The sequence below is a fragment of the Photobacterium sp. GB-210 genome, from assembly GCF_003026075.1.
Classification (GTDB): domain Bacteria; phylum Pseudomonadota; class Gammaproteobacteria; order Enterobacterales; family Vibrionaceae; genus Photobacterium.
The window spans coordinates 1-25,273 of the sequence record NZ_PYNU01000029.1 but is presented as its reverse complement, the minus strand read 5'-3'; the positions used below and the strand labels follow the sequence as shown (position 1 = coordinate 25,273).

The following is a 25,273-nucleotide window of genomic DNA, read 5'->3' as shown; positions in this document are numbered from 1 at the left end:
GGCGCGAGTTTTCCAGCCCTTTGCTGCCACACAGTTTTTAATGGATAGATGCAATGAGCCGTTCAACTCAAAATATCCCAATGGGTCCCACTTCTCAATGGAAGCGCTTTGCAATCATGTTATTGGTTGCGTTTGTTCTTGCTTGGTCTTGGCAAGGTGCAGAAATGAATCCAGTTCAATTAATAAAAGATTCTGGAAACATGATTGAGCTAGGGGCGGATTTTTTCCCGCCAGATTTTACTTACTGGAAACTTTACCTCGAAGAGACCTTGATAACGATACAAATTGCATTGTGGGGGACGATATTAGCCGTCGTTATTTCCATCCCATTTGGATTGATGTGCTCAGAAAATATAGCCCCTTGGTGGATATATCAGCCAATGCGCCGCTTGATGGATTCTGCTCGAGCAATCAATGAAATGGTATTTGCAATGCTATTTGTTGTTGCTGTTGGGTTAGGACCTTTTGCCGGCGTACTTGCGTTATTTGTACATACCACAGGGGTACTTGCAAAACTGTTTTCTGAAGCGGTCGAAGCGATTGATATTGGCCCAGTAGAAGGCGTTCGTGCGACAGGTGCCAATAAAATTGAAGAGATTTTATATGGCGTTCTTCCTCAAGTATTACCGCTTTGGATTTCTTTTACGTTATATCGGCTTGAGTCGAACGTTCGTTCGGCCACTGTGGTAGGCATGGTGGGTGCTGGTGGTATAGGGGTTCTGTTATGGGAAGCGATAAGAGGTTTTCAGTTCCAACAGACCGCTTGCATTATGTTGATCGTCATTGTCACTGTGAGTTTGATTGATTTTGCCTCACAACATATCCGAAAAATGTTTATTTAATATTTTTCATAACTTGTCTAGATAAGTCACCCGTGATGCTGAGAGATTGATGATGAGAGTGTATTTGAATATTGCGAAACACTTAGAAGAGGATGTTCGCCGCTACTTTCAAGCCGGTGACTATTTACCATCAGAATCAGAACTTGCTAAACGGTTTAATGTAAATCGTCATACCGTGCGTCGTGCGATAGATGAGCTGGTGTTTAATGGGATGATCGAACGCCAACAAGGACGAGGCAATATGGTGGTTAGCCAACCATTCGAGTACCCATTACATGCTGGGGCGCATTTTACTGATAATTTGTTGGAGCAGGGCAGTTTACCGACGAGTCGAGTGATCGAACGAGGTTTAACTCGCGCCAATGACAAGGTGGCTGCTCTCTTTGGTGTCTTACCTGAGTCATCGATTATTAAACTCACCACATTAAGAAAAATTGATGGTGTACCAGCCAGTGTGATTGACCATTACCTCTCTGATGTGAACTGGTGGCCTGCTGTAAAACATTTTGAAGTGGGATCGCTTCATCACTATTTGAGAGACAAACTAGACGTTCAACTGACGAGACGTTCGACGCGGTTGAGGGCCGTTATGCCCACCAAAACGGATTGTCGTCTACTACAACTTCCTAGCAAAACGCCAGTTATGGCATTTAAAACCACCAATGCCTTAAAGGGCACTGATCGGATCGTGGAATTTTCATCTTCACATACGCGATCGGATTTGGTTGAAATTGTTTTGGAGCACTAAATGGAAACGGAACAAAGAACGCAACGACAAAAGTGGATGGCTGTGTTAGCTCGATGCGATCATCGTGCCTTAGCTAACGGTTGGCAACAACTTGGTTTAGATCCGAGTTATCACTTTGTTCGAGAACCTGAGATTGGTCTAGCCCAAGTTCGCGCAAGAATGGGTTCAACAGGGAGCCAGTTTAATATCGGTGACGTTACGATGACGCGAACAGTGATCCAACTTGATAGTGGAGAGCTAGGGTATAGCTACATCACAGGTCGTGATAAATCTCACTCTGAGATAGCGGCTGTGATTGATGCCCTAATGCAAACATCGATGCAAAGCGATCTCCATCATCGGCTCATTAACCCGTTAAATGCCGACATTGCGAAGCAAGAACAGTCTCGGGCTCAACAGGTTTCCGCCAGCAAGGTGGACTTTTTCACCATGGTGAGAGGAGAAGATGAATGAGCCAGCTAGTAAAAGGATTTGATTGTCCAGTTCATGACGCTCAGCAGACTTTTCGTTTATTAATGGACGCAATGGCTAAACCTGGTCTCGTGGTTGAATTACCAAGTGATGTACGTTTTGGTGGTGTTAGCAAAGCCGCAACACAGTTAATGCTTACTCTGGTGGATAACTCGACGCAAGTATTTATGTCTTCGCACTATTTAAATGATCCGTCTTTCATTGAGAATGTCCGTTTTCATTGCGCCGCTTCTTTTACACAAATAAGAGAGCACGCTGATTTCGGGTTGTTAGCAGGTAACGAAATAACAACGTTAAACGGTTTTTCTAAAGGCGAAGAGAATTATCCAGACAGAAGTGCCTCCCTCATTATAGAAGTGGACTCGTTACAATCTGGTATTGAGCTGTCGCTGACAGGCCCCGGTATTCAAGGAAAAAACACGGCCTATATCAATGGATTATCAAACGAATTACTTGCAGCGGTATTGAATGGGCGAGGGGTATTTCCGCATGGCGTGGATCTTTATTTAACAAGTGGTCGCCAAGTTATGGCGCTACCTAGAACAACGCAAATTCGATTAAATAATAAAGAGGATACGCTATGTACGTTGCTGTAAAAGGTGGGGAAAAAGCCATTGCCGCCGCACATCGGCTTCAAGAGAAAAAACGTCGCGGTCCAACCTCGCAACAACCTCTTGAGGTCGCTCAGATAGCTGAACAGTTAGCTGGCGCAACAGACAGAGTGATGACAGAAGGCAGTGTTTACGATAAGGAGTTGGCAGCCCTTGCCATTAAACAGGCCGGAGGCGATTTAATTGAGGCGATATTTTTACTTCGAGCTTATCGCACAACACTGCCAAGATTTGCTGTTACTGAGCCGTTACAAACGGAAAGTATGCGTATTGAGCGTCGAATTTCAGCGGCTTATAAAGATCTCCCTGGGGGGCAGATACTGGGGCCAACTTACGATTATACCCACCGTTTACTTGATTTCACGCTACTGGCTGAAGGTGGTGAACAGGCGCATATCTGTAGCGAAAGTGATGATAGAGAACAGCCGCTGAATAACACTGAAATACCAGCGTTAAGCCCCCAAGTCCTGCAGATTTTAGAGAAACTAGAGCTGGCAGTACAAGAGTCTGATAACGGGGAATCACCGGAAGATATAACCGTAACCCCACCTGCTTATCCTGCTAATCGAAGCGCAAGATTACAACAATTATCACGATGTGATGAAGGGTTTTTACTTGCGCTGGGGTATTCGACACAACGCGGTTATGGACGTAATCATCCTTTCGCAGGTGAGATCCGTTCAGGCCAAGTGACATTAGAAATTATTCCTGAAGAATTAGGCTTTGCTGTCGAAATTGGCGATATCGAATTGACAGAGTGTCAAATGATAAACGCATTTACAGGGAGTAAGACTGAAAAAGCCAAATTTACCCGAGGGTATGGAATTAGCTTTGGCTTTTCAGAACGCAAAGCGATGTCGATGGCACTGGTAGATCGTTCACTACAACATAAAGAGTACGATGAAGAGCCACAAGGTCCTGCTCAAGACGAAGAATTTGTTCTGTCACATGGCGATAATGTTGAAGCCTCCGGTTTTGTTAGCCATTTGAAACTTCCTCACTATGTTGATTTTCAATCTGAGCTTGAATTGATTCGAAAACTACAAAAAGAGTATGACGAGCAACAGAGTGAAATCATCAAAGAGGGCCTTCATGATGTTTGATTCAAACCAAACCGGTGGCTACAACTATGGCTACTTAGATGAGCAGACGAAAAGGATGATACGTCGAGCACTGCTAAAAGCGATTGCGATACCGGGTTATCAAGTTCCGTTTGGTGGCCGAGAAATGCCGATGCCTTATGGATGGGGTACGGGAGGTATTCAAATTACAGCGGCGATAATCGGACAGCAAGATGTGCTTAAAGTGATTGATCAGGGCGCTGACGATACGACCAATGCCGTTTCTATTCGTCAGTTTTTTAAAAAAGTGGCAGCGGTTAAAACGACCGAAAAAACCAGTGATGCGAGCTTGATTCAAACACGTCATCGCATTCCTGAGAAACCGTTGAATGAAGGGCAGATATTGATTTATCAAGTTCCTATTCCTGAGCCATTACGTTTTATCGAGCCACGTGAAACAGAAACACGGAAAATGCATGAATTGGAAGAATATGGTGTGATGCATGTAAAACTGTATGAAGACATTGCACGATATGGCCATATTTCAACGTCTTACGCTTACCCTGTTGAAGTGAATGGTCGATATATTACTGATCCTTCTCCGATCCCCAAGTTCGATAATCCTAAAATGCATCAAATGCCTGCTCTACAACTGTTTGGGGCTGGCAGAGAAAAACGGATTTATGCCATTCCACCTTATACCGATGTGAAAAGTCTCGATTTTGATGACTACCCTTTTGAAATTCAGCAATGGGATGAACCCTGCAGTATTTGTGGCTCGACAGATAGCTTCTTAGACGAAGTCGTAACCGACGATCAAGGAGGGAGAATGTTTGTCTGTTCAGATACGGATTATTGCCGTGAACAACAAGCACTGCAAAAGAGTAAGGAGACGACATTGTGTCTTTAATGGATATTGAAAAGAGTCAGACTGAGACGGTTGTGAATCAAACCTGTGATGAATTACGACCTCTGCTTAAAGTGACGCAGCTGACGAAATTGTATCAAGCTGAGAAAGGCTGCCAAGAGATCGATTTTGAACTTTGGCCAGGTGAAGTACTGGGGATTGTTGGGGAATCAGGCTCGGGAAAAAGTACCTTACTCCGCGTTTTATCTGGCCGTGAAGTACCTGATAGTGGCGATGTTCAGTATCAAATTGACACTAATCATAGTGTTAGCCTGTTTGGTTTGTCTGAAAGTGAACGTCGTCGTTTGTTGCGCACAGAGTGGGGCGTGGTACATCAGCATCCAATGGACGGTCTTCGTTCTAGAGTGTCTGCTGGTGGCAATATTGGCGAGCGTTTAATGGCTGTTGGTAACAGACATTATGGGGATATTAGAGCACAAGCGATTGATTGGCTTGGGCAGGTTGAAATCCCCTTAGACCGAATTGATGATATGCCTATTACGTTCTCTGGCGGTATGCAACAACGGTTACAAATAGCACGAAATTTAGTGACGCATCCAAAGTTGGTATTTATGGATGAACCAACCGGTGGACTAGATGTATCGGTACAAGCCCGACTTCTTGATTTAATTAGAAATCTGGTTGTTGATTTAGGGTTGTCTGTCGTCATTGTAACGCATGATCTTGCCGTTGCTCGTTTGCTTGCTCATCGATTAATCGTGATGAAAGAAAGCCGCATTGTTGAAACGGGGTTAACTGATCAAGTATTAGATGATCCACAGCATCCTTACACGCAATTACTCGTTTCATCGGTATTACAAGGATAAGAAGCATGATGAATACTCACAATAACAAAGTAATGCTTCGGGTTGAAAACATCAGCAAAACGTTCGTATTGCACAATCAAAGTAGCGCGCGAATATCTGTCCTTGATAACAGCAGTTTTCAGGTAGAAAGTGGTGAATGTGTGGTGTTACTTGGGCATTCAGGCTCGGGTAAAAGTACACTTCTTAAAGCGCTCTACGCCAATTATTTAGTCGATGCTGGGCACATTCTTGTTCGCAAAAATCGAAATAATAATGACTGGGTAGATCTCGCCAATACGACACCTAAATCGATTCTTGAGGTAAGAAAGCATACCGTAGGTTGGGTGAGTCAATTTTTACGGGTTATTCCTCGTATCAGTGCATTAGATGTGGTCAGCCAGCCTTTGATTGATTTAGGTGTCGATAAAGATGAGGCGCGTGAAAAAGCACAAATCCTCCTTCGTCGGTTAAATGTACCGGAAGCACTTTGGCACCTTGCTCCAGCGACGTTTTCTGGCGGAGAGCAGCAACGCGTTAATATCGCACGAGGGTTTATTGTTGAATCGCCTATTCTCTTACTTGATGAACCTACCGCATCATTGGACGAGAAAAACTGCCAAGTTGTCGTTGAGTTAATTTCAGAGGCTAAGCATCGTGGTGCCGCGATTGTTGGTATTTTCCATGATGAGTCAGTTCGTAAACGCGTAGCAGATAAGATTTACGATATGTCCACGGCACAATTGAGTGAAATTGATCATTAAAAAGGAAGTCATGATGATTATTACCAATGTACAACTGGTATTGGAAAATGAAGTTATTAATGGTTCGATTGAGATCAAGGATGGTTTGATTCGAGCAATGTCAGATTCAAGCAGCCAGCGACCAGAAGCAATTAATGCAAATCAAAGTTTTTTAATGCCGGGCCTGATTGAGCTTCATACCGATAATTTAGAAAAATACTTTACCCCAAGACCGAAAGTCAATTGGCCTGCATTGTCAGCAATGGCAGCGCATGATGCTCAGTTAATTGGCTCTGGTATTACGACTGTTTTAGATGCGATTGCGGTTGGTGATGTGCGTGATGGAGGACACCGACAGGAAAACCTCGACAAAATGATTGATACCATCATCGAAAGTGGAAAGTTGGGGTTAAATAGGGCCGAGCATTTTGTGCATATACGATGTGAGTTACCGCATTCAGCGACAGTGGAATTGGCAGAAAAATATCTCGACTTAGAACAGATCCACATGGTGTCGTTAATGGATCATTCTCCCGGCCAACGTCAGTTTGTCAATATCAACAAATACAATGAATACTACCAAGGTAAATACAACCTAAGTGATCAGCAAATGGCAGAGTTTGAGCAATATCAGCGAGCTCAGTCTCTACAGTGGTCAGGTACTAATCGAAAAGCGATAGCCAAATTGTGTCGTGAAAAACGCATACCTTTAGCAAGTCATGATGATGCAACGTCGTTACATGTCGAAGAATCACATTCACTAGGAATGGTATTAGCTGAGTTTCCGACGACGATTGAAGCCGCTCAACGCTCTCATGAGCTTGGATTAAAAGTGATGATGGGAGCACCAAACGTTGTACGTGGCGGCTCGCACTCAGGAAATATTGCGGCACATGAATTAGCAACGCTGGGTGTATTGGATGCGCTGTCGTCTGATTACTTTCCTAGCAGTTTGCTTGATGCTGTTTTTAAGTTAGCAAGCGATGAACGTAACGCGCTTGATTTAGCATCAGCGACGCGCCTAGCAACGGCTAATCCAGCGGCGGCACTCAATTTGACGGATAGAGGGACTATAAAAGAAGGGTTGAGAGCTGACTTAATGCTTGTTGGTCGTAAAGCTAATCAAGCCGTGATTCAACAAGTATGGCGCCAAGGCAATCGGGTTTTCTAGAGGAGAAACAGTGTTGGCTAGGTTGTTCTATATATTAGGTGCATCTGGCGCGGGTAAAGATTCTCTTATCAATGCGGTTCGAGAAAGTTTAAGTGAACGATTGATGATCGCACATCGATATATTACTCGACCTGCATTTATGGGGAACGAAAATCATATAGCGTTATCGGATACCGAATTTGATTTACGTATAAATCGTGGGCTATTTGTCATGCACTGGCAGGCGAATGGTTGTCGATATGGCGTTGGCAATGAAGTGGATGATTGGCTCAATAAGGGATTGGATGTCATGGTTAATGGCTCCAGAGCTTATTTAGAAACCGCCAAGGCACGCTTTGGTGAACAACTTCAAGTGGTGTGGATCTCAGTTAGCCCTGAAGCCCTAGAGCAACGGTTACAGCTTCGAGGGCGAGAAAGTGAAGAAGAGATAGCACAACGGTTGGAGCGCGCAGTGGCTTATGACGCTGTAAGACCACCATGTGCAATTGTGGTTGATAATAGTGGCTCTCTTCAAAGCAGTACTGAGCAGTTTCTTGCTCAAATGAAATATGCTGTATACGAGTCTTAATCAAAAAACGTAGTGGTGTAATTATGTTATCACTGACATTACTTGGCACAGGTGCCGCTGGTGGTGTTCCCCTATATGGTTGTCATTGTTCTGCATGTGAGGCTGCAACCCATGATCATCACCTCGAAAGAAAACCCTGTTCGGCGATGATAGAGTGGGGAAATGAGCAGAATAAAAAGCGTTTGCTTATTGATGCAGGCATCATGGATCTTCATAAGCGTTTTTCTGTTGGTTCATATATTGGCTTTTTGCTCACTCATTTTCATGTAGATCATGTTCAAGGCTTGTTCCATTTACGTTGGGGGAATGGTGGATTAATTCCTGTTTGGTGCCCTGATGATCCTTTAGGCTGTGCTGATCTACTGAAGCATTCCGGCTGTTTAGATTTTCGTCCGTATCTTCAGCATGGAGTACCTTTTAATGTTGAAGGGTTGAAAATCACACCACTGTCGATGCAACACTCCAAACCTACGTTTGGGTATCTGTTTGAGTGTGATGGAAAGACAGTCGCTTACTTAACAGATACCGATGGTTTACCTCTGGAGACTGAGCAGTACTTATTGTCAGTAAATAAACTTGATGCATTAGTGCTAGATTGCTCTTTTCCACCGACATTAGCACGAGGTAATCATAGCGATATTGATACAGCCTTTGATGTTTATGAACGCCTACGACCAAAGCAATTTATCATTACCCATATAGGGCATGAATTAGATTGTTGGCTGCAAGATAACCAAGTCCCTAGCTCGTTAGTTATTGGTGGTGATGGGTATAAAGTGGATTTGATGTAACTGATTGATTAATAAAATAGAGCATAGCTTTTCTTATTAATGTTTTGTATCAGGATTATCGAGTTAGACTATTACTCAATGCAGGGAGAGTTCGAACAATATATAAGAGGGTAGAGGAAGAAGGGGCGACTCTTTTGACCGTGAATTCATGCATACAGAATTTGCGAAAAAGAGATAAGCGGCCCCTTAAGAGCCACTTCAATTTTTATCTTTATCTTATTTTTGTAGCGCTGCAATTGCTGCGTCGTAGTTAGGCTCATCAGTAATCTCTGCTACAAGTTCAGCATGGATCACAAGACCTTCCTCGTTTAGTACAACAACAGCACGAGTCGCTAAATCACGAAGTGCGCCTTCAGCGAGTTTAACGCCGTATGCTTCTGCAAATTCAGGGCTACGGAATAGAGAGGCCGTTTGAACGTTCTCAATACCTTCTGCTGCACAGAAACGACCAGTAGCGAAAGGCAAGTCAGCAGAGATACATAGCACAACTGTATTTTCAGTGTTTGCGGCTTTTTGATTAAATGCTTTTACACCAAGAGCACAAACCGGTGTATCGATGCTTGGGAAGATATTTAAAACAACTTTTTTACCTTTTACTGAATCAAGCGTGATGTCAGAAAGATCAGCGCCGCAAAGGGTAAATGCTGGTGCTTGAGTACCTACAACAGGGAATGTACCTGCAAGTTGAACAGGTGAGCCTTGGAATGTTACTTGAGTCATTTTTTACTTTCCTTTTATATAGCACGCAAATGGTGTGCAACTTTTTATTCACACACTATATACACAAAAGAATAAATTAATAGTGGTTAGTAGCATATTTAACCAAGGTCATACCACTAAGTAATTTTATTGTCTTTTCAGTTGCATTTACATCGAGGATAAAACTGATTATTTAATCGCCACAATTCAAAAGTAAAAACGCGATGTTGACTTAATTACTTTTTTGTAAGTGCATCAGATGTCGCGCTTTGTTGAAATTGTGATAACAGCATAAGTTTGAGCGTATTTGTTAAAGTTGTTGCGACTTTTACAGATAACGTAACTGAATGGTTATATCTTGTGTTGCGAGATGACATATTCAGTTCGAACTATCAATGATGAGATTGACAACATTTGTTGATAGAGATCCACAACTTGCGTTGAGACAATAAGAATGAAAAAAATAATCCTATTAGCCGTTTGTGCCATGTTTGGCATTGCCGTTATGGCGAGTATGGCATCGACCTACTTTATATCTAGCCAAAAGATAGACAATATCATCCTCGATAAATCTCAAATACAGGCGGAATTCTTAGCCAAAAATGCAGGGTATATTCTAGAAAATTCCGATACCCCTAAAAAAGATCTTCAAGCATTAGTCGATGATTTGAAACAACGTTCTGATGTTAGCTATGCCATTGTTATCGATAATAATGTTACAGCTGTTGCACATAGCGATAAGCAAAAGCTAAACAAAAAATATGATGATGCGTATACCGTAGACGGCGCGACAAAAGGCGTCCAACAATATTCCAAATGGTATGCCGATGTACAAAAGGTATGGGTGTTCGACATTATGGCGCCAATCTATGTGAATGGTCAGCTTTACGGCACATTTGATATTGGCATTCCCATTACCGAAGTAAGCCAAGCAACCAATGGCATTATCACTTACCAGCTAGGTTCGATGATTGTGATCTTCGTACTTTGTTTAATAGTGCTATCTCTACTGCTTAATAAATTAATGCGCCCACTATCGGTACTTAAAGATGCATTGCATGATATCTCGCAAGGTGATGGTGATTTAACGGTGCGCTTACCAATAAAAGGTAATGACGAAGTTGCCCAGATCTCGTCAGCGTTTAATGTATTTGTGGAAAAAGTACATGGCATTATTTCCCAAGTGGTGAATTCTGGCGTGGAATTAAATGGTTCTGCCATCGCACTACGTGAACAGTCACAGCAAGCACTCGCGAGAGGACAAGAGCAAAATGAACAAACCATGCTCGTTGTGACATCAATGAATGAAATGATTGCCACGGTTAATGAAATTGCGTCTAACGCCGCGAACGCCGCAGATGCAGCAAGTATGGCAACCAATGAAACCCAAGAAGGGTATAAAACGCTACAACGAACAACAACGGCCATCTCTAACCTTGAAAATGAGATGAACAGTACTTCAAATATCATTGTTAGCTTGGCGGATAATACGCAATCTATAGGTACGATTCTTGAAGTAATACGTGGGATTTCAGAGCAAACCAATTTACTGGCATTGAATGCCGCGATTGAAGCAGCAAGGGCGGGTGATGCAGGACGCGGGTTTGCAGTTGTTGCAGATGAAGTACGTAATCTTGCAACGAAAACAGCCCAATCAACAGATGAAATTGATGCCATGATCCACCAGTTACAAACAGAAGCCCAGAGCGCGGTAGGCTCAATGAGTAACAGTAAGGCACTGATTAACGAAGGGGCAACCGAAACAGAACATGCGCGACAAGCACTTGAATCTATTTCACAGCAAGTCACCACTATTTTAGATATGAATACCCAAGTGGCGACAGCCACTGAGCAGCAATCAACAGTGGCGAATGAGATTAACTTGAATATGGATACGGTGAGTCACTTAGTTAAACTTGGTTTGAACGCCAGTGAACAATTAGAGGCATCCAGCCAGCAACTAGCAGACTTATCGCAAACGCTGGATAAGCATGTAGGGACATTCAAAATATAATAATGATGCTTGGAAAAAGGCGACGTTAGAGCTAATGCCATTTGTGAAAAGCGAATGGCATTTCTTTTTTGTAAGCTAGATATCTAATAAAACTTGCTTTTAGAATAATGCCTAAACATTATTAAAACCTTAGCAAAATTAGAATATTACTGAAATTTCAATCGTGAATATCAATAACTTACAGTATGATAAATTTACCTTGTTTTCAGAGCTATCATCATGTCTAAAACCATTGATTTTTATCACCAAAATGCACAAAGCCTGAGTGAGCAATATCAGTCGTTAACCTTTGAGCAAGTACATAAAAATTGGCAAGCGCATTGGCCTGTCAGTTCATCGAAAGATGCCTTAAAAGTGCTTGATATTGGTGCAGGGGCTGGACGTGATGCGCTATGGTTTGCGGAGCATCATTGTGATGTCTATGCAATAGAGCCAGCACAAGCATTACGAGAACAAGGTGAAAAATATACTCGGCAGTATGATGATAAAATCACTTGGCTTGATGATCAGCTACCCGAGCTACACAGTATTGTAGAGCTTGGTATGCGCTTTGATTGTATTTTGTTATCTGCGGTCTGGATGCACCTTTCTTCTTGTGCGCGTGAGCGAGCATTTCGCAAATTATCTAACCTATTGGCACCGAGTGGAAAGCTAGTGATCTCGCTGCGTTATGGTGATTTTTCTGATTCTCGCAAAGCCTATGATGTCAGTGTTGAAGAACTGGAACAATTAGCCAATAAACATGCCTTACAAGTTAACTTCATTTCTGAACATGATGCCGATGAATTAGGTCGTAGCAGTGTGCAATGGCAAACCGTGGTGATGCAGTTGCCTGATGATGGTACGGGTGATCTGATCAAGGTTAGGCAGATCATTGTTAATGATGCTAAGTCTGCCACGTACAAGCTTGCGTTACTTCGTACTCTTCTTCATATTGCTGACGCCCATCCCGGTGCTGTTCTCAGCCGTGAAGATAATAAAGTTCGATTGCCATTGGGCTTAGTGGCACTTTATTGGATACGACAATTTAAACGCTTAATCGATATTGATATTGATGGCTTTGGTATCCAACAAAGTAGCGACAGTAAAAAAGGCTTAGGCTTTGTAAAAGAGCAAGGCTGGAAAAAACTGACACACCTTAGTGCAGATGATTTATCTATTGGGGCGATGTTTACGGGTGATGAAGCTAAAGCACTCCAAACAGCGATCCGAGATAGTTTGAAAACAATTCAAGATGGCCCTGTTACGTTTATTTATCAGGGAGATAAAAATAATACGTTATTTCAAATGGAGCGTGAAAAAGTACGTACAGCAGATTGCTTTGTACTTGAACTAGAAGCGTTAGCTGAATTTGGCTATTTCGTGCTAGACGAAAGTTTGTGGGAATGTTTGCGATTATACAGTAGCTGGATAGAGCCATTAGTCGTGAATCAATGGATAGCGGAAATGCGTCGTTATAAGTTAAATGAAGCGCGAGATATTCCGCTACAAACTTATTACGACTGTCTAAAATGGATTGATGAAAGTCATGACACCCGAGGTGTACGCCAGAAGATCATTGCTTTACAGCAAAACGGTGTAGAACTGGAAAGTGTATGGAGTGGTAAACGCTTACAGCCTGATTATCAGGTAGATCATTGCTTACCGTTTGCTTATTGGCCGAATAATGATAAGTGGAATTTATTGCCTGCCAGTAAAAATGAGAATAACCAAAAAAGGGCACGAGTGCCGACAAGACGCCGTTTAATTGATTCGAGAGAGCGTATCGTTAATTGGTGGCAAGTAGCATGGCAAACAGAGCAAGAGCAAAAACGTTTTTTTGATGAAGCGGTATTATCACTGCCTCATTTACCGTTAGCGTGCCGTAACTTTGATGATGTTTTTGAAGCGATGGGTTTGCAAGTTAATGGTGTTAAAAGTCGTTTGCTGGTCGGCGAGTGGTAAAACTTATGGATATAAGTATTAACTTTGAGTTAGCTAAATGATCAATGAGCTTAATGGGAATTTTATCTAACTTACCTAGAAAAAACGTCATTTTAAATAATTGCTCTACAGCTATTTTAGGAAGATACCTTGAGAGTGAATACAGATTTATTTAGTTTATCGGCAGAAGTTCAGGCTGAAATTAATGAGCGCCACGAATATGAACAAGAATTAAGTCGTCGACATTGCTCTTACGTTCATTTTATTGCAGAAAGCATCAATCAACCTGATTCTTACCGTTCTATTGATGATCCTGAATATCGAGAACCGACACCGAGTGAAATACGCGAGGTATTTGAACATTTAGCGCATGTTCATAGTAAAGGCATCGTGACAAAAATGCTGGGTATAAAGGGGAAATCGAACCCTATGCGAACAATTAACCGCTGGATAGATGGAGAATCGTCAATTCCTTATCCTGCTTGGCGATTACTGCTGATTCTTGATGGCAGAGTGGTTCAAACAAATAGGCTTCCTACTGAAATAGGAGAAAAGCCATGGAAGAAATACTATAAGAAAGTATGAAGATCTTTTATTTGATTTCAGCGTTTGAATATTTTAGTCGTTATATGTGTAAGAGGAATTACACATATTTATATAATTAAAACTAGTTCGAGAATAAATGATTAAAAGACAAGTGATGGAAAATATTTACCCCATCACTAATGTTTATTATTGTTCTTTACTGCTTTTCTCGGCTGTTTCCATTAATTTCATCGAGTCTTTGTAATCGCCAAATTTTGTTGGCTCTGTTAATTTTAAATCTTTTTTCATTGATGTACTGAAAGTACCGTCTTTTAGGATAACAGACAGTATGCTGTAGGCTGGAATAGTGACTTTGTTCGCACCATCAAGATCTTGAAGAAAAGCACCCGATTTCGTGTAAGCGATAAATTGTTGGGTATAGTCTTCAGTGCTGCCATGCGGTAGGCGAAGGTTAATAGTGATCATAAGTGTCCTTAAATTTTACGTTATTTGGGATATGAATAAACGTAGAGATTGGCTGATTGAGTAAGGTAATGTTTAAGAGATAAATTTCGCACTAGCTGTTGAAATGTCTTTCATCTGGCGACATACCAAGATTTAATGTTTGGTAGCATTTGTGTAGATTTAAAAACATACCTTCCTGCTCAATCTCTTTCGTCATTAGCTCTCGTAAGCTTTCTAACGTGTGGTTATCTTGTACTTCTATCGTGTAAATACCTGTTTCACCCATGCGCTGTTTAGCCTTTTTTGAAGGTTCATTAGCTATTTCTACTTTGTGAATTTTGACACCAAGCTTTGACAAAAAGGCTGGCATAGTCGCAGTACCGCAAATACATTCAGATCGAAAAGTCATTAGTTTCATGGTGTCGGTACTCAAAAGTAAAAGTCAGTCGAATGTTGAAACGCTGTATAGAGAGTGGATAGGAAGCTTACGGCTTTGAAAGATAGTAACAATTAAGGATAGTTAATTTTTATTATGATCCTGATTTTATACAGCGCTCTGCGCTTGCAAAAAGGTTATTACATATCGTCTGTTGTTTGTTATGTTCAGCTGTTCCTACTATTAAGGAATCCAGTACTTCTTTGGCTTTGTGGTAGTCTTCAACGATAAGAGCAAATCGATCTTCAAAAGCATTCTTTCTTATTTTTTTTCCAGGTTTCTTTCCAGATTTACGCATCATGATCTCGCTATATTAGAGGTGTAGTGCAAAGACAATCATCTAACTCAGTAATGAAGAAAAGATATTGCAGAATAGATGTGATGAATTAAATGGAAGAGAAACAGAGAAGCTTTTAATGGAATATTTAATTAATCGTTGTTTTGCATCGGCTATTGTACAGGTTATTCAAATAATAGATATAAAAATAAATCCAACAATAAAATGTGTTTTAAATCAATTGCTTGGTTTTCATTTTCTTATTTTGATAAAATAAACATATACAGCCTATCGATTTAGTGCTCTACTGTAATGGCTCTGTTGTTCAGAGTTATTAATGAAACATCAAGTAAAAGTAAAACCCTCAGAATATCTTCGTTATTGTTGCCATCCTCTGTGTTTCCCTTAGCTTCTTCGTCACATCGATAATTCAGACTCTTAGTACTTCGCATTTGCGATATTTTATGAATTTATTTAAGGGACACATTATGTCTAATAAAAATACTGGTTTAGTAAAATGGTTTAACGAAGATAAAGGCTTTGGTTTTATTACCCAAGACAATGGCGGTGCAGATGTATTTGTACATTTTCAAGCTATCGTTTCTGAAGGTTTTAAGACATTGATGGATGGCCAAAAGGTTTCTTTTGATGTCGAACAAGGTCAAAAAGGTCTTCAAGCTTCAAATGTCGTTGCTTTATAAGACTTTCTAAAGGGTAGCATTTTATTGCTGCCCCATTATCGAACACTTAAAAATATTGCTTTTATCATTATTATATTTGTTTCTATTATTTCTCGATAAAGTTTAGATAATAATTAAATAATAATCATAGTAATAACTTAAAATAAATAGGAAATATAAATGTCAGTATATAATATTATGTACATTAATGATTTAGATAAAATAATTAAATCTGAAACTGTTTTTATGAAATGTTTAAGAGGTGCGAAAGTATCATCTTCTTCATATGCTCCTTTTTTCACGGTAAAAATTGAATTGAGAGATATTGTCGGAAAATTATTAGCGACTAAAGAAAATAATGCTTGGGTTAATAATGATAAATAGACAAAAAACAACCAAAAAAGAGTTAGAAAAAGCACATCACTTAGGTGTGGTTAGAAGAAGAATTTAAGATGTAAGTAATATAGTGCTATTGCTTTCATGGCTCATTCCTTTGATATGTCTTTTCTAATTAAAATTTAACATTCAATATCGCTATTCCCAACGCCTAATTCGGATAAGCCATTATTTTAAATTGCTTATATTTCGCTGTAGTTTAGCGTTACTAGCCAGTTAAAATAATGACATTATATCGAGCTTGCCGACACCCATAATACCATTAAAAAATAGTGGTATTATGGGGTGTAATACCACTAGTCATCATTGTTAGAATATATCATCGAGAAAAAATACTATTAATGATATTTATTAACCAAGTCAATAACATCATAAAATAAGATGAAACTGGGTTTGATGAAGATTCATTATTTGGATGAGATGTCGTTGTTTCACTGTTGTCGGTATCAGACGATTCGTTGATATCTTCAGTCGTATCAGGTTGTTCATCATTTGGCGTAACAGATTCACTATTGTTTTCAGGTTCAATAGGTTGATTGAAGCTCACTGATACCACAACACCGGGTCTATCACTGAATAAATAATTATATTCTTGACCCAATAAGGTAACCACCTCCCCGTTATCAATTAGTGTCCCACATCGTAGAATATCGAGTGGATCATTTTCTCCATCGAGTGAGCTACACAAATTATGTTGCCAGTTTTCGTTATCAAAGTAATAAAGTACGTTTGAATAAACTCGACCATCAACAGAAACTTCTAGATTGACCGATTCATAGGATGAAATGTCATATTGTTCGGGGCTGAATGAATTAACTTGTACCCAAGTAGTCGCCTCAGTTAAATTATTAATCTTTTCACAATTACCGCATCCTAATTCAAAATTAATTCCCTGTTTCAGTTCTTTAATCGCATTGAACTTTCCATCTGAGAAATCATTTAAATGAGTTTTTGAGATGATTTGAGATAACATAATAGCAGCATCATTTCTTTCAACTACTCGTGGCGAGTAACGTTCAAAGCCCAATAATTTTGCGGCATCAGATGCTGTAATTCTAAAATCAGGTAATGTAAACAAAGTATATTCATCATACATGCCTTTTTTCAAATAATAAGTTACTTCACCCGTGTCAGAAATATGTATTCCTGCAGTTATCCATCCCGATAATGGTTGATAGCTATTTAGAAACCTCACATCAAAGTTAACTTTTTTAGGTATTCGGACATGAAGCCTATCCTGATAAATCCAAAGCCCCGGATAATGATCTTTTAGTTGATTATTATTTAATCTCTTCACTGTTAGTCTAAATGATGTAACTTGAGAAGCCTCGCCTAAATAGAGTTGTCCATAAAAGTAAGGGTTGTCTTCTTTTACCCAAGGTTGACCATAAAAGAAAAAATCATCTTGTCCATCATCATCAGAAACAGCATATATATTGCTTTCTGCCGCTCCAGGATGTAAGGCATACCATGCCTCATTCCGATTTTTACTTGCAAACACTAACGCATGTTGTTCAGTGTTCGGAACTGTTTGAGAAACAATATATTCAGGAGCACCTCTCTGAGTGCCTGATAAACCAAAACCTTGACCAGCCCAGCCCTTAGAATATGAAAAAGAATCACCTATAAAATCTGTTGAGTAATCAACTTCTGTGATTTGTGTTCCGGCAGGTTCGTTTTTAAAAGAATCGTATGATTGAGAATAAGATAAAGAAGATAGGGCGAGTATTGGAATTGCAATGAAAGAACCACGTAAACTAAAAAGCATAATATCTCCAGCCTTAAGATAGAAAAATTAAATGCACCAAAAAATCAGACCGTAGATTTTAAAATATAATTTCAAAAATTATTAAAATTAATTATTAATATGAAAATTGAAATGTATATTGTCATAAAATAAAGACATTAATGTAAGTGTATTAATATTATAATTATTTCATATTTATATGGGGATTTAATCTTCATTGTTTTTTCTAATAGAAAATTGCGTCTCTTATATAAATTCTATATGTAATAAGTGTTTATTTTAAAAATATTTTTCTTAACGTTTATAAATAAAATCAAGTTATAGAAATAGCCCTATAGGTCAATTAAATTGATTTATAAGACCATTATTTTCAATAAAGCAATGTGATTTACAATATACCAAGTAGCTTTTTAAGTGCTGAAAGGTAGCGACGGCTAACGGGAAGTTCATACCCTGTTTTTGTAATAATTTCAGCTAATCCATTTTCTAATAACTTAATTTCACTGATCATTTTGATATTCACCAGATACTGACGATGACAACGCACCAATGGCGTTTTTTCTTCCAATGTTTTTAAGGTGAGTTGTGTGCTAGCAGTTTGATCATAGGAACGTACTTGTACGCCACTGATATCGCTATAGGCACATTCCACGGTGTCGGTGGTAAGAATCACAATACGGTTATGACCAATGCAGGGGATTTGATCGAGCTTATTCGGTGCAATAGCGGAGATGGCTTGTTGAGGCGTTGATTGCTGTATCACTTTATGTAAACGACTCACTGTTTTGGTTAAACGACTTGGATTAACTGGCTTCAATAAATAATCAAAAGCATTCTCTTCAAACGCTTGAATAGCATAATGATCGTAAGCGGTTACAAACACCACATAGGGCATAGTTTCAGGATCGAGCATGCTTAATAGTTCAATACCTGTTACTTGTGGCATTTGAATATCAACAAAGACAATATCTGGCTTTAGCTCATTGATTTTCTTTAGCCCAATGATAGCGTTTGGCGCTTCACCAATCACCGTAACATAGCCTGTTTCTTCCAATAGTTCTGCCAGCTCTTCACGGGCAAATTGTTCATCATCAATGACAAGAGCAGTTAACATCCAAGCTTACCTTTTATGTGATTTGCTGTACTTATTGTGCGTTGGGGATAATAAAACTTATTTGGGTAAATTGGTGCTGTGTGCATGTGATTTTTAGCGTTGAATCACGACCAAATTGATTGGATAGGCGTTTATCTACTATCTCCATTCCCAATCCGACATGGGTATCTGCTGGTGGCTGATAACTTCCTGCATTATCTTCAACCGTGATTTCGTAGCCCAATGGGTGAGGTTGGCTATAAATCTTCACTATTCCACCTTCTAACAGTGTAGAAATACCATGTTTGATAGCGTTCTCTACCAGAGGTTGAAGCGTAAAACTGGGCAGTTTGGTATCAAGTAATTCATGTTGAATATTAATGTCGACATCAAGACGATCCGTAAAACGGGCTTTTTCTATAGTGAGGTAGGCGTTTACGTGTGCCAACTCTTCTCGTAGCGTCACGGTGTTAATATTTTGCTTTAAGTTACTACGGAAAAATTGCGATAAGTTTTGTATAAGCTTTCGGGCTTTATCTGGATCGCGTCTTGTGATGGCACTGATGGTATTAAGGGCATTAAACAAAAAGTGAGGATTCACTTGCGCATGTAGCAGTTTAATTTCGGCTTGTGATAATAAGGTTTGTTGCTGCAAGTAATCACCGTAAAGAATTTGGCTGGATAGTAGCTGTGCAATACCTTCTGCCATTGACATGTTAGCGGTTGAAAACAGTTTACGTTTTGGCTCATATAACTTAATGGTGCCGACAACTTGATTGCCTGCGCGTAGTGGAATGATAAGCGCCGAACCAAGCTTACAGTCATGGGCGAGAGAGCATTGATAAGGGGATTCACGACCATCAAGGTAGATGATGTCATTTTGTTCTATCGAATCTAAGGTGCTTTGTGAAGAAATAGGGGTGTTTGGCTTATGGTGATCATCCCCGATCCCCACAAAGGCTAAAAGTTTTTCTTGGTCTGTGATCGCAACGGCACCGACCTTGGTTTCTTCATAAATAATACGGGCGATCTTATTGGCATTGTCACTGTTAAAGCCGGTACTAAGAATACCGACCGAGCGATCTGCAATGGTTAAAGCACGGCGAGAAAAGGCCGCTGAGTATTTTTCAAATATTGTTTTACGATCTTGCAGAATACTCATAAACAGTGCCGCACCAACGGAATTGGCAATGATCATTGGAACGGCAATGGTAGAAACGAGCTCATAGGCTTGGTCAAAAGGTTTGGCGACAGTGATTAAGATGATCATCTGCACTACTTCAGCAACAAAGGTGACACCAAATACCATGCAAGGGTTAAATAACAATGCGCCTTTGTTACGTTTAAGCAGGTAAACATGGAGTAAGCCACCAATTAAGCCTTCAGCAGTGGTCGAAATGGTACAGGCAAGATCGGTAAAGCCACCAAGAGTATAGCGATGAATACCGCCCGTTAAACCAACGGCAAAACCCACCACAGGGCCACCAAAAAGCCCACCCATAACGGCACCAATAGCACGGGTGTTCGCAATTGCATCGTCGATATGTAAGCCGAAGTAGGTACCGAGAATACAAAAACCAGAAAATAGCACATAACAGATTAGCTTATGGCTTAAACGAGAAGAAATGCTCAACAAAGGCAAAATAATGGGGGTCTTACTCAGCATATAAGCCAGTACTAAGTAAACACACATTTGCTGTAGCAAAGAGACTATCAATTCCATATTGGAGCTCATGATAAAAATAATGCGCGATTGTAAGGTAAACAAAAAAAGCCTGCGGTGCGCAGGCTCTTAGATTGAGGAATCAAGCAAATTAATGTTTGTGATTATGCTATTTCTGACGTTGCTTTTATTTCTTCCTCATCGGCAAAGTCAGTATCACCTTTTCCTTTCGATATCTTTATTACGTAACCTGTTACGAATAGCGAGAATACAATACCTACGATAGTTGAGATCTGCATTGGTAAGCCGAAACCTAATGTGCTGTTATTTAAAATGAAGGTCACACATACCGTTGTCATAAAGATGGCTGGAACGGTAGTGATCCAGTGCAACTTATTATGGCGAAGCAAGTAAGCAGAAGCCGTCCAAAGCATCATTACAGCTGTGGTTTGGTTAGCAAAGCCGAAGTAACGCCAGATAATCCCGAAATCGACTTGGGTTAAAATGCCACCTAATACAAACAATGGAACAGCCATAAGTAGACGATTACGCAATGTTTTTTGCTCAACATTGAAGTACTCAGCTAAGATCAAACGGCTTGAACGAAACGCAGTATCACCAGAGGTAATAGGTAGAATCACAACACCTAAGAACGCCAAGATGCCACCAAACGTACCCAGTAAACCAAAGGATGCACTGTAAACTACGTTACCCGGACCACCACTTTTCACCGCTTCAGAAAGTGACTCAAGCGAGCCGAAGAAAGACAGAGCAATAGCACACCAAATTAGCGCAATCACACCTTCACCGATCATCGCACCGTAGAATACGAAGCGGCCATTTTTCTCATTGTGCATACAGCGCGCCATTAATGGCGATTGTGTCGCATGGAAACCAGAGATAGCACCACAAGCGATAGTAATAAACAATGCAGGCCATAGTGGCATGTCATTCGGGTTTAAGTTAGTGAACATTTCGCTCACTTTGAAATCACCCATTACGGTATGTTCACTAGAGAACGCAATGGCTGCCATTAAGCCCACAGACATGAAAATGAGAAGAGCACCAAATAATGGGTAGAAGCGACCAATGATCTTATCGACAGGCACAATCGTTGCCAGAATGTAGTAACCAAAAATAAGCACAACCATAGTAGTTACATTAACGCTTAGGCTGGTTTGGTCGTTGATAAGGTTAGTGATCATATCGGCAGGAGCAGAAACAAAGACCACACCGACAAGCAAGAGTAGAACAATGGCAAAAAGGTTCATAAAGTGTTTTGCGCCATTGCCTAAGTAACGACCTGTAATGCTCGGTACTGATGCGCCGCCATTACGGATAGATAACATACCAGAGAAGTAATCGTGAACAGCACCTGCGAAAATGCAGCCAACCACAATCCAGAGCATGGCAGCAGGGCCATACAGCGCACCCATGATAGGGCCAAAAATAGGACCAACACCGGCGATATTGAGTAGCTGGACGAGGTAGACACGCTTTGTCGACATAGGAACAAAGTCGACACCATCTGTTTTGGTATGTGCAGGGGTTTTACGGTGTTCTTTTATACCGAATACTTTCTCTACGAAAGCACCGTAAATAAAGTAGCCACCAATAAGCGCGGCAACACAGGTCAGAAACCACATCATAGCAATTGTCCTTAATATTGTAGGGGGAAGCTAGGGTGTATGGTATTGGTCTTTTTAGTTAGCTGCATTTAGTTAATAGGTCAGTGGCAGGATAGTGTGATGAGTGGTCGCTATGAAAGATAAGTGGTTTTCGTCATTGTGAAGAAGAATAGAGAGGGAATAAATGATCATTTACCTAATTGTTCTATTTAACTGTCATAGATTAAATGCTCTCTTACCTTTAAGTCTTGATTGAATTTTGTACTTAATCATAACTGAGATCAGAATAAATCTTTTATGTTAGCTTAATCTAGCCGTTAATCAGGTAACCTAATGTGATATATAGATAAGTTTTTTATATTTAATTAATTGTGCTCACTTTAAAGTGAATATCATATAGTTTTAAAAAACGTACTCCAATGCTTCACTATATTAGTTTGAATCATTTAGTGCATATTTGTATTAAAGGAATACCTTTGTCTCGCCAATTATTTCACTTATTCCGTTACTCTTTTCTTCATCAATATTTGCGACAGGATTAAGTTTTTCTGAATCATCAGCAACGAATACTGCGCTAGCTGCGGCTAATGGCGCTATTGCATTGGATGCAAGTGTACTTGCACTGGCACTTTCAAGTATCACCCAATTGGAATCTAAAGAGATCACCGCTGAGATTACACAATATAGCGTGACATCAGATTATGAAATATTTGGTAAGGTGTCTGAGTATAAAAAGAAACATCCAATACCATCATTCTTTATATCATCGCCATTAAGTCATAATTTTTATGCTGGATTTGGTCTTTATAGTCGAATTGCGGCTGATATTTCTGTTCCAGCCATTGGTTCGAGTTTTCTTCCATTATTTTATGAAACACGGGTTAGTCCAATTGTGTTATCTGCTGTACCGACATTAGCGTACCGCTGGGGAACATTGAGCATTGCAGCAAGTGTCGAATACATGCATGCCGAGTATGAGTTAGAGCAGAATCGTCGACAATTTGGTCGTGATAAACATAGTCGATGGGAAGGTAATGACAACGGTTGGTCTGGATCTCTGAGTCTAACTTGGAAACCAAGATCTGATTTAAGTTTTGCGGTAAAACATCAATATGGCAGTAATTTTGGCGATCATCAGGCTAACTTTGATCTCCCTGCTCAAACGCGTTTTTATTTTTCTTGGTTACCGACCGAAGCATGGACAATAAATGTTTCTGTAAGTGAAACTATGTGGGAAGGCAAAGGTATTCATTACAGTGAATACAATGACCCATTTGGTTTACTTGTGGGGGAGAGAAATAGCAAACGTGTCGCATTATCGAGCAGTTACCAATGGGGTAATTGGTTATTTATGGCTGGCTATAGTGAGTATGAAGTGATTGATAGTTTAGGTGGTAAAGATAAGCGATACCGTCTTGGAACAAGCTATAAATTCAATAATAAATGGACAGTTACTGGTGCATGGCTTCAAGAGCATTACATACCGAAAGAATACTATACGGGATCTACTCGCCTTGTCTCTGTGAAAAATAACGGAACGGCGATATCGGTAGCTATAAACTATAAGTTTAGTTAGGCGAATTTTATTATCACCACCGAAACTCAGATATTATTAATATATTCTCTGGTATCGGTGGTGATATTACTTTACATTTTTCCTTTATTTTATAAATTGATGCTAATGTATGTAATAAGACCTGTAATTCTGCGATATAACTCCCTAAAAAAAGCTGCTGACTTCCTATTTATTTACTAATTAAATCTGCTGATGTAACTTTAAAATTCAACGTGTTTTTTTGATTTATTATATTTTAAGTATATATATTTTATGTCTAGTCAAAAATTAGAGATGATGATGCGATTTTTTTGTATTTTATTTTTATTTACTCCAACTTTTTCTTATTCTGAAAATATAAATGTAGAATATAACATCCCAATGTATCTTGGTACGGATAAATATAATGATTTCAGTGTAGTTGTTGATTATAAAGTCGTTAATGGTGCTGTAGATATAAAATCTAATAACGAGTTTAAATTTCCAGGTAAAGAGTTTTTATCTAAAACGATCAGTAATTTTAAAAATAAAGAGATGTTTTATGATTTCATCAATAAAAACAGAAAACAAAAATATTCGGATGAAATGTTTTCACTTATTTATAGAAATTCTTCTTGGTTGAGAGAGTCGAATTCAATTTTACTAGAGGGTTATAGTCAAATTGGTGACTTTGTGTTTTATGTTCTTTCTGTAGAGGGAAGTAATAAAGTTATCTCTTTAGAAAAAACGAAGCATGGTTATCAATTTCCAGATGTTAATGAAAATAAATACTCGTATATTATTCCATTGTATGCATTGATTAAAAAGCATGACAATAATTTTAAAAATAATAATATTAACAAAGATTTCAAACGAAACTGTATAGTTAAAAAAATAGAAAATAGTTGTAATCTATTTCTTATTGCTAATGTTGAAGTTTATGAGAATGAGATTAAAAGTGAATTGTTGATGAACTTCTTTGACGATGCAAGAGGGTTACAGGGTGATGATAGTATTGATAAATTATTTTCATCAGATTTTCTTAGTCATAATAAAGCATCTTATTTATCTAATTTGTTAACCTTGAATCCAATGTTATCTATTGAGTTAAGTAATAGTATTATTTTTTATTTTGGACACGTCAATTCAGAAGGAATAAAAATTTCAAAAATAGTTAAATTCAAGAAAGAAAATAACAATATTTATATTACTGATAGCAATAGGTTTAATCTAGTTGATTCCACAATCTCGGATAGTGATTTCATTCATTCACTCTTAAATAAATAATTGATTCAAGCATGAATCTTTTAAAGTAAGATAAGAAAATCATCACATAAGCTATGTCGTTTTGTGTAGTGGTCAACAAATACTAGCCACGGTTTTAGAGGTTAACCAATATAATCGTTCTGATTCATTCGGTGTTAATCCGCCATTATATTGATGTGGTCGTAATTGGCTGTAATAACCAATAATATAT

Annotated in this window: 26 protein-coding genes; 18 read left to right on the top strand and 8 right to left on the bottom strand. The window is 39.4% G+C overall.

Annotation, left to right across the window (positions count from 1 at the left end; translation table 11 throughout):
- Positions 1-53: 53 nt before the first annotated feature.
- Genes phnE through phnP form a run of 11 tightly spaced genes read left to right on the top strand, consistent with a single transcriptional unit; the run spans position 54 to position 8,716 of the window.
- Entirely contained in the window at positions 54-842 is a 789-nt protein-coding gene (gene phnE / locus C9J38_RS20035; protein WP_199187051.1) for a phosphonate ABC transporter, permease protein PhnE, read from the top strand.
- Between the two features lie 52 nt (positions 843-894).
- Positions 895-1,590, top strand: a complete 696-nt coding sequence (gene phnF, locus C9J38_RS20030; protein WP_107208625.1) for a phosphonate metabolism transcriptional regulator PhnF — start codon at positions 895-897, stop codon at positions 1,588-1,590.
- Positions 1,591-2,043, top strand: coding sequence for a phosphonate C-P lyase system protein PhnG (phnG, locus tag C9J38_RS20025; RefSeq protein ID WP_107208624.1), 453 nt, complete (start codon positions 1,591-1,593; stop codon positions 2,041-2,043).
- Positions 2,040-2,657, top strand: a complete 618-nt coding sequence (phnH, locus tag C9J38_RS20020) for a phosphonate C-P lyase system protein PhnH (RefSeq protein WP_107208623.1) — start codon at positions 2,040-2,042, stop codon at positions 2,655-2,657. The genes phnG and phnH overlap by 4 nt, the downstream gene beginning before the upstream one ends.
- On the top strand, positions 2,642-3,775 hold the full coding sequence (locus C9J38_RS20015) for a carbon-phosphorus lyase complex subunit PhnI (RefSeq protein ID WP_107208622.1): 1,134 nt from the start codon (positions 2,642-2,644) through the stop codon (positions 3,773-3,775). The genes phnH and C9J38_RS20015 overlap by 16 nt, the downstream gene beginning before the upstream one ends.
- Positions 3,765-4,643 (top strand): alpha-D-ribose 1-methylphosphonate 5-phosphate C-P-lyase PhnJ, encoded by an 879-nt coding sequence (locus tag C9J38_RS20010; RefSeq protein WP_005363794.1) that lies wholly within the window; start codon positions 3,765-3,767, stop codon positions 4,641-4,643. The genes C9J38_RS20015 and C9J38_RS20010 overlap by 11 nt, the downstream gene beginning before the upstream one ends.
- Positions 4,643-5,467: a phosphonate C-P lyase system protein PhnK gene (gene phnK / locus C9J38_RS20005; protein WP_107208621.1), complete on the top strand. Its 825-nt coding sequence runs from the start codon at positions 4,643-4,645 to the stop codon at positions 5,465-5,467. Before C9J38_RS20010 ends, phnK begins: the two co-directional genes overlap by 1 nt.
- A 5-nt stretch (positions 5,468-5,472) precedes the next feature.
- Entirely contained in the window at positions 5,473-6,207 is a 735-nt protein-coding gene (phnL, locus tag C9J38_RS20000; protein WP_107208620.1) for a phosphonate C-P lyase system protein PhnL, read from the top strand.
- Positions 6,208-6,220: 13 nt separating this feature from the next.
- The gene (gene phnM / locus C9J38_RS19995; RefSeq protein WP_107208619.1) at positions 6,221-7,357 is read left to right on the top strand and encodes an alpha-D-ribose 1-methylphosphonate 5-triphosphate diphosphatase; all 1,137 of its coding nucleotides are present in this window, start codon (positions 6,221-6,223) and stop codon (positions 7,355-7,357) included.
- Positions 7,358-7,370: 13 nt separating this feature from the next.
- The gene (gene phnN / locus C9J38_RS19990; protein ID WP_107208643.1) at positions 7,371-7,925 is read left to right on the top strand and encodes a ribose 1,5-bisphosphokinase; all 555 of its coding nucleotides are present in this window, start codon (positions 7,371-7,373) and stop codon (positions 7,923-7,925) included.
- A 23-nt stretch (positions 7,926-7,948) separates the two neighbouring features.
- Complete coding sequence (gene phnP, locus C9J38_RS19985) at positions 7,949-8,716, top strand: phosphonate metabolism protein PhnP (protein WP_107208618.1); 768 nt, start codon at positions 7,949-7,951, stop codon at positions 8,714-8,716.
- Positions 8,717-8,932: 216 nt separating this feature from the next.
- On the opposite strand, the gene tpx is transcribed toward phnP, so the two are convergent.
- Positions 8,933-9,436 (bottom strand): thiol peroxidase, encoded by a 504-nt coding sequence (tpx, locus tag C9J38_RS19980; protein ID WP_107208617.1) that lies wholly within the window; start codon positions 9,434-9,436, stop codon positions 8,933-8,935.
- A 466-nt stretch (positions 9,437-9,902) separates the two neighbouring features.
- Between tpx and C9J38_RS19975 the strand changes: the two genes are divergently transcribed.
- The 3 genes from C9J38_RS19975 (at position 9,903) to C9J38_RS19965 (ending at position 13,937) form a co-directional block, all read left to right on the top strand.
- Complete coding sequence (locus C9J38_RS19975) at positions 9,903-11,429, top strand: methyl-accepting chemotaxis protein (RefSeq protein ID WP_199195429.1); 1,527 nt, start codon at positions 9,903-9,905, stop codon at positions 11,427-11,429.
- A gap of 219 nt (positions 11,430-11,648) precedes the next feature.
- The gene (locus C9J38_RS19970) at positions 11,649-13,373 is read left to right on the top strand and encodes a class I SAM-dependent methyltransferase (RefSeq protein ID WP_107208615.1); all 1,725 of its coding nucleotides are present in this window, start codon (positions 11,649-11,651) and stop codon (positions 13,371-13,373) included.
- Positions 13,374-13,502: 129 nt separating this feature from the next.
- Positions 13,503-13,937 (top strand): hypothetical protein, encoded by a 435-nt coding sequence (locus C9J38_RS19965; RefSeq protein WP_107208614.1) that lies wholly within the window; start codon positions 13,503-13,505, stop codon positions 13,935-13,937.
- Between the two features lie 147 nt (positions 13,938-14,084).
- On the opposite strand, the gene C9J38_RS19960 is transcribed toward C9J38_RS19965, so the two are convergent.
- The 3 genes from C9J38_RS19960 to C9J38_RS19950 form a co-directional block, all read right to left on the bottom strand.
- The gene (locus tag C9J38_RS19960) at positions 14,085-14,363 is read right to left on the bottom strand and encodes a hypothetical protein (RefSeq protein ID WP_107208613.1); all 279 of its coding nucleotides are present in this window, start codon (positions 14,361-14,363) and stop codon (positions 14,085-14,087) included.
- A gap of 91 nt (positions 14,364-14,454) precedes the next feature.
- Positions 14,455-14,751 (bottom strand): hypothetical protein, encoded by a 297-nt coding sequence (locus C9J38_RS19955; protein ID WP_233217853.1) that lies wholly within the window; start codon positions 14,749-14,751, stop codon positions 14,455-14,457.
- 121 nt (positions 14,752-14,872) lie between these two features.
- Positions 14,873-15,079: a hypothetical protein gene (locus C9J38_RS19950; protein WP_369917488.1), complete on the bottom strand. Its 207-nt coding sequence runs from the start codon at positions 15,077-15,079 to the stop codon at positions 14,873-14,875.
- A 464-nt stretch (positions 15,080-15,543) separates the two neighbouring features.
- Between C9J38_RS19950 and C9J38_RS19945 the strand changes: the two genes are divergently transcribed.
- Both C9J38_RS19945 and C9J38_RS19940 read left to right on the top strand, forming a co-directional pair.
- Positions 15,544-15,756 carry a cold-shock protein gene (locus tag C9J38_RS19945; protein WP_005363823.1) on the top strand — a complete coding sequence of 71 codons (213 nt, stop codon included), beginning with the start codon at positions 15,544-15,546 and terminating at the stop codon, positions 15,754-15,756.
- A gap of 159 nt (positions 15,757-15,915) precedes the next feature.
- A complete protein-coding gene (locus C9J38_RS19940) occupies positions 15,916-16,119 on the top strand; it encodes a hypothetical protein (RefSeq protein ID WP_107208610.1) in 204 nt (67 codons plus the stop codon).
- A 331-nt stretch (positions 16,120-16,450) separates the two neighbouring features.
- Here the strand turns inward: C9J38_RS19940 and C9J38_RS19935 are convergent, their stop codons facing one another.
- The 4 genes from C9J38_RS19935 to C9J38_RS19920 form a co-directional block, all read right to left on the bottom strand.
- A complete protein-coding gene (locus tag C9J38_RS19935) occupies positions 16,451-17,899 on the bottom strand; it encodes a hypothetical protein (protein WP_107208609.1) in 1,449 nt (482 codons plus the stop codon).
- A gap of 367 nt (positions 17,900-18,266) precedes the next feature.
- Positions 18,267-18,992, bottom strand: coding sequence for a two-component system response regulator BtsR (gene btsR / locus C9J38_RS19930; RefSeq protein WP_107208608.1), 726 nt, complete (start codon positions 18,990-18,992; stop codon positions 18,267-18,269).
- Positions 18,993-19,023: 31 nt separating this feature from the next.
- A complete protein-coding gene (locus C9J38_RS19925) occupies positions 19,024-20,694 on the bottom strand; it encodes a sensor histidine kinase (protein WP_107208607.1) in 1,671 nt (556 codons plus the stop codon).
- Positions 20,695-20,798: 104 nt separating this feature from the next.
- Complete coding sequence (locus tag C9J38_RS19920) at positions 20,799-22,283, bottom strand: carbon starvation protein A (RefSeq protein ID WP_107208606.1); 1,485 nt, start codon at positions 22,281-22,283, stop codon at positions 20,799-20,801.
- A 580-nt stretch (positions 22,284-22,863) separates the two neighbouring features.
- On the opposite strand from C9J38_RS19920, the gene C9J38_RS19915 reads away from it, so the two are divergent.
- Entirely contained in the window at positions 22,864-23,838 is a 975-nt protein-coding gene (locus tag C9J38_RS19915; RefSeq protein WP_107208605.1) for an OmpP1/FadL family transporter, read from the top strand.
- Between the two features lie 252 nt (positions 23,839-24,090).
- Positions 24,091-25,083 carry a hypothetical protein gene (locus C9J38_RS19910; protein ID WP_107287321.1) on the top strand — a complete coding sequence of 331 codons (993 nt, stop codon included), beginning with the start codon at positions 24,091-24,093 and terminating at the stop codon, positions 25,081-25,083.
- The last annotated feature ends 190 nt before the right edge of the window (positions 25,084-25,273 follow it).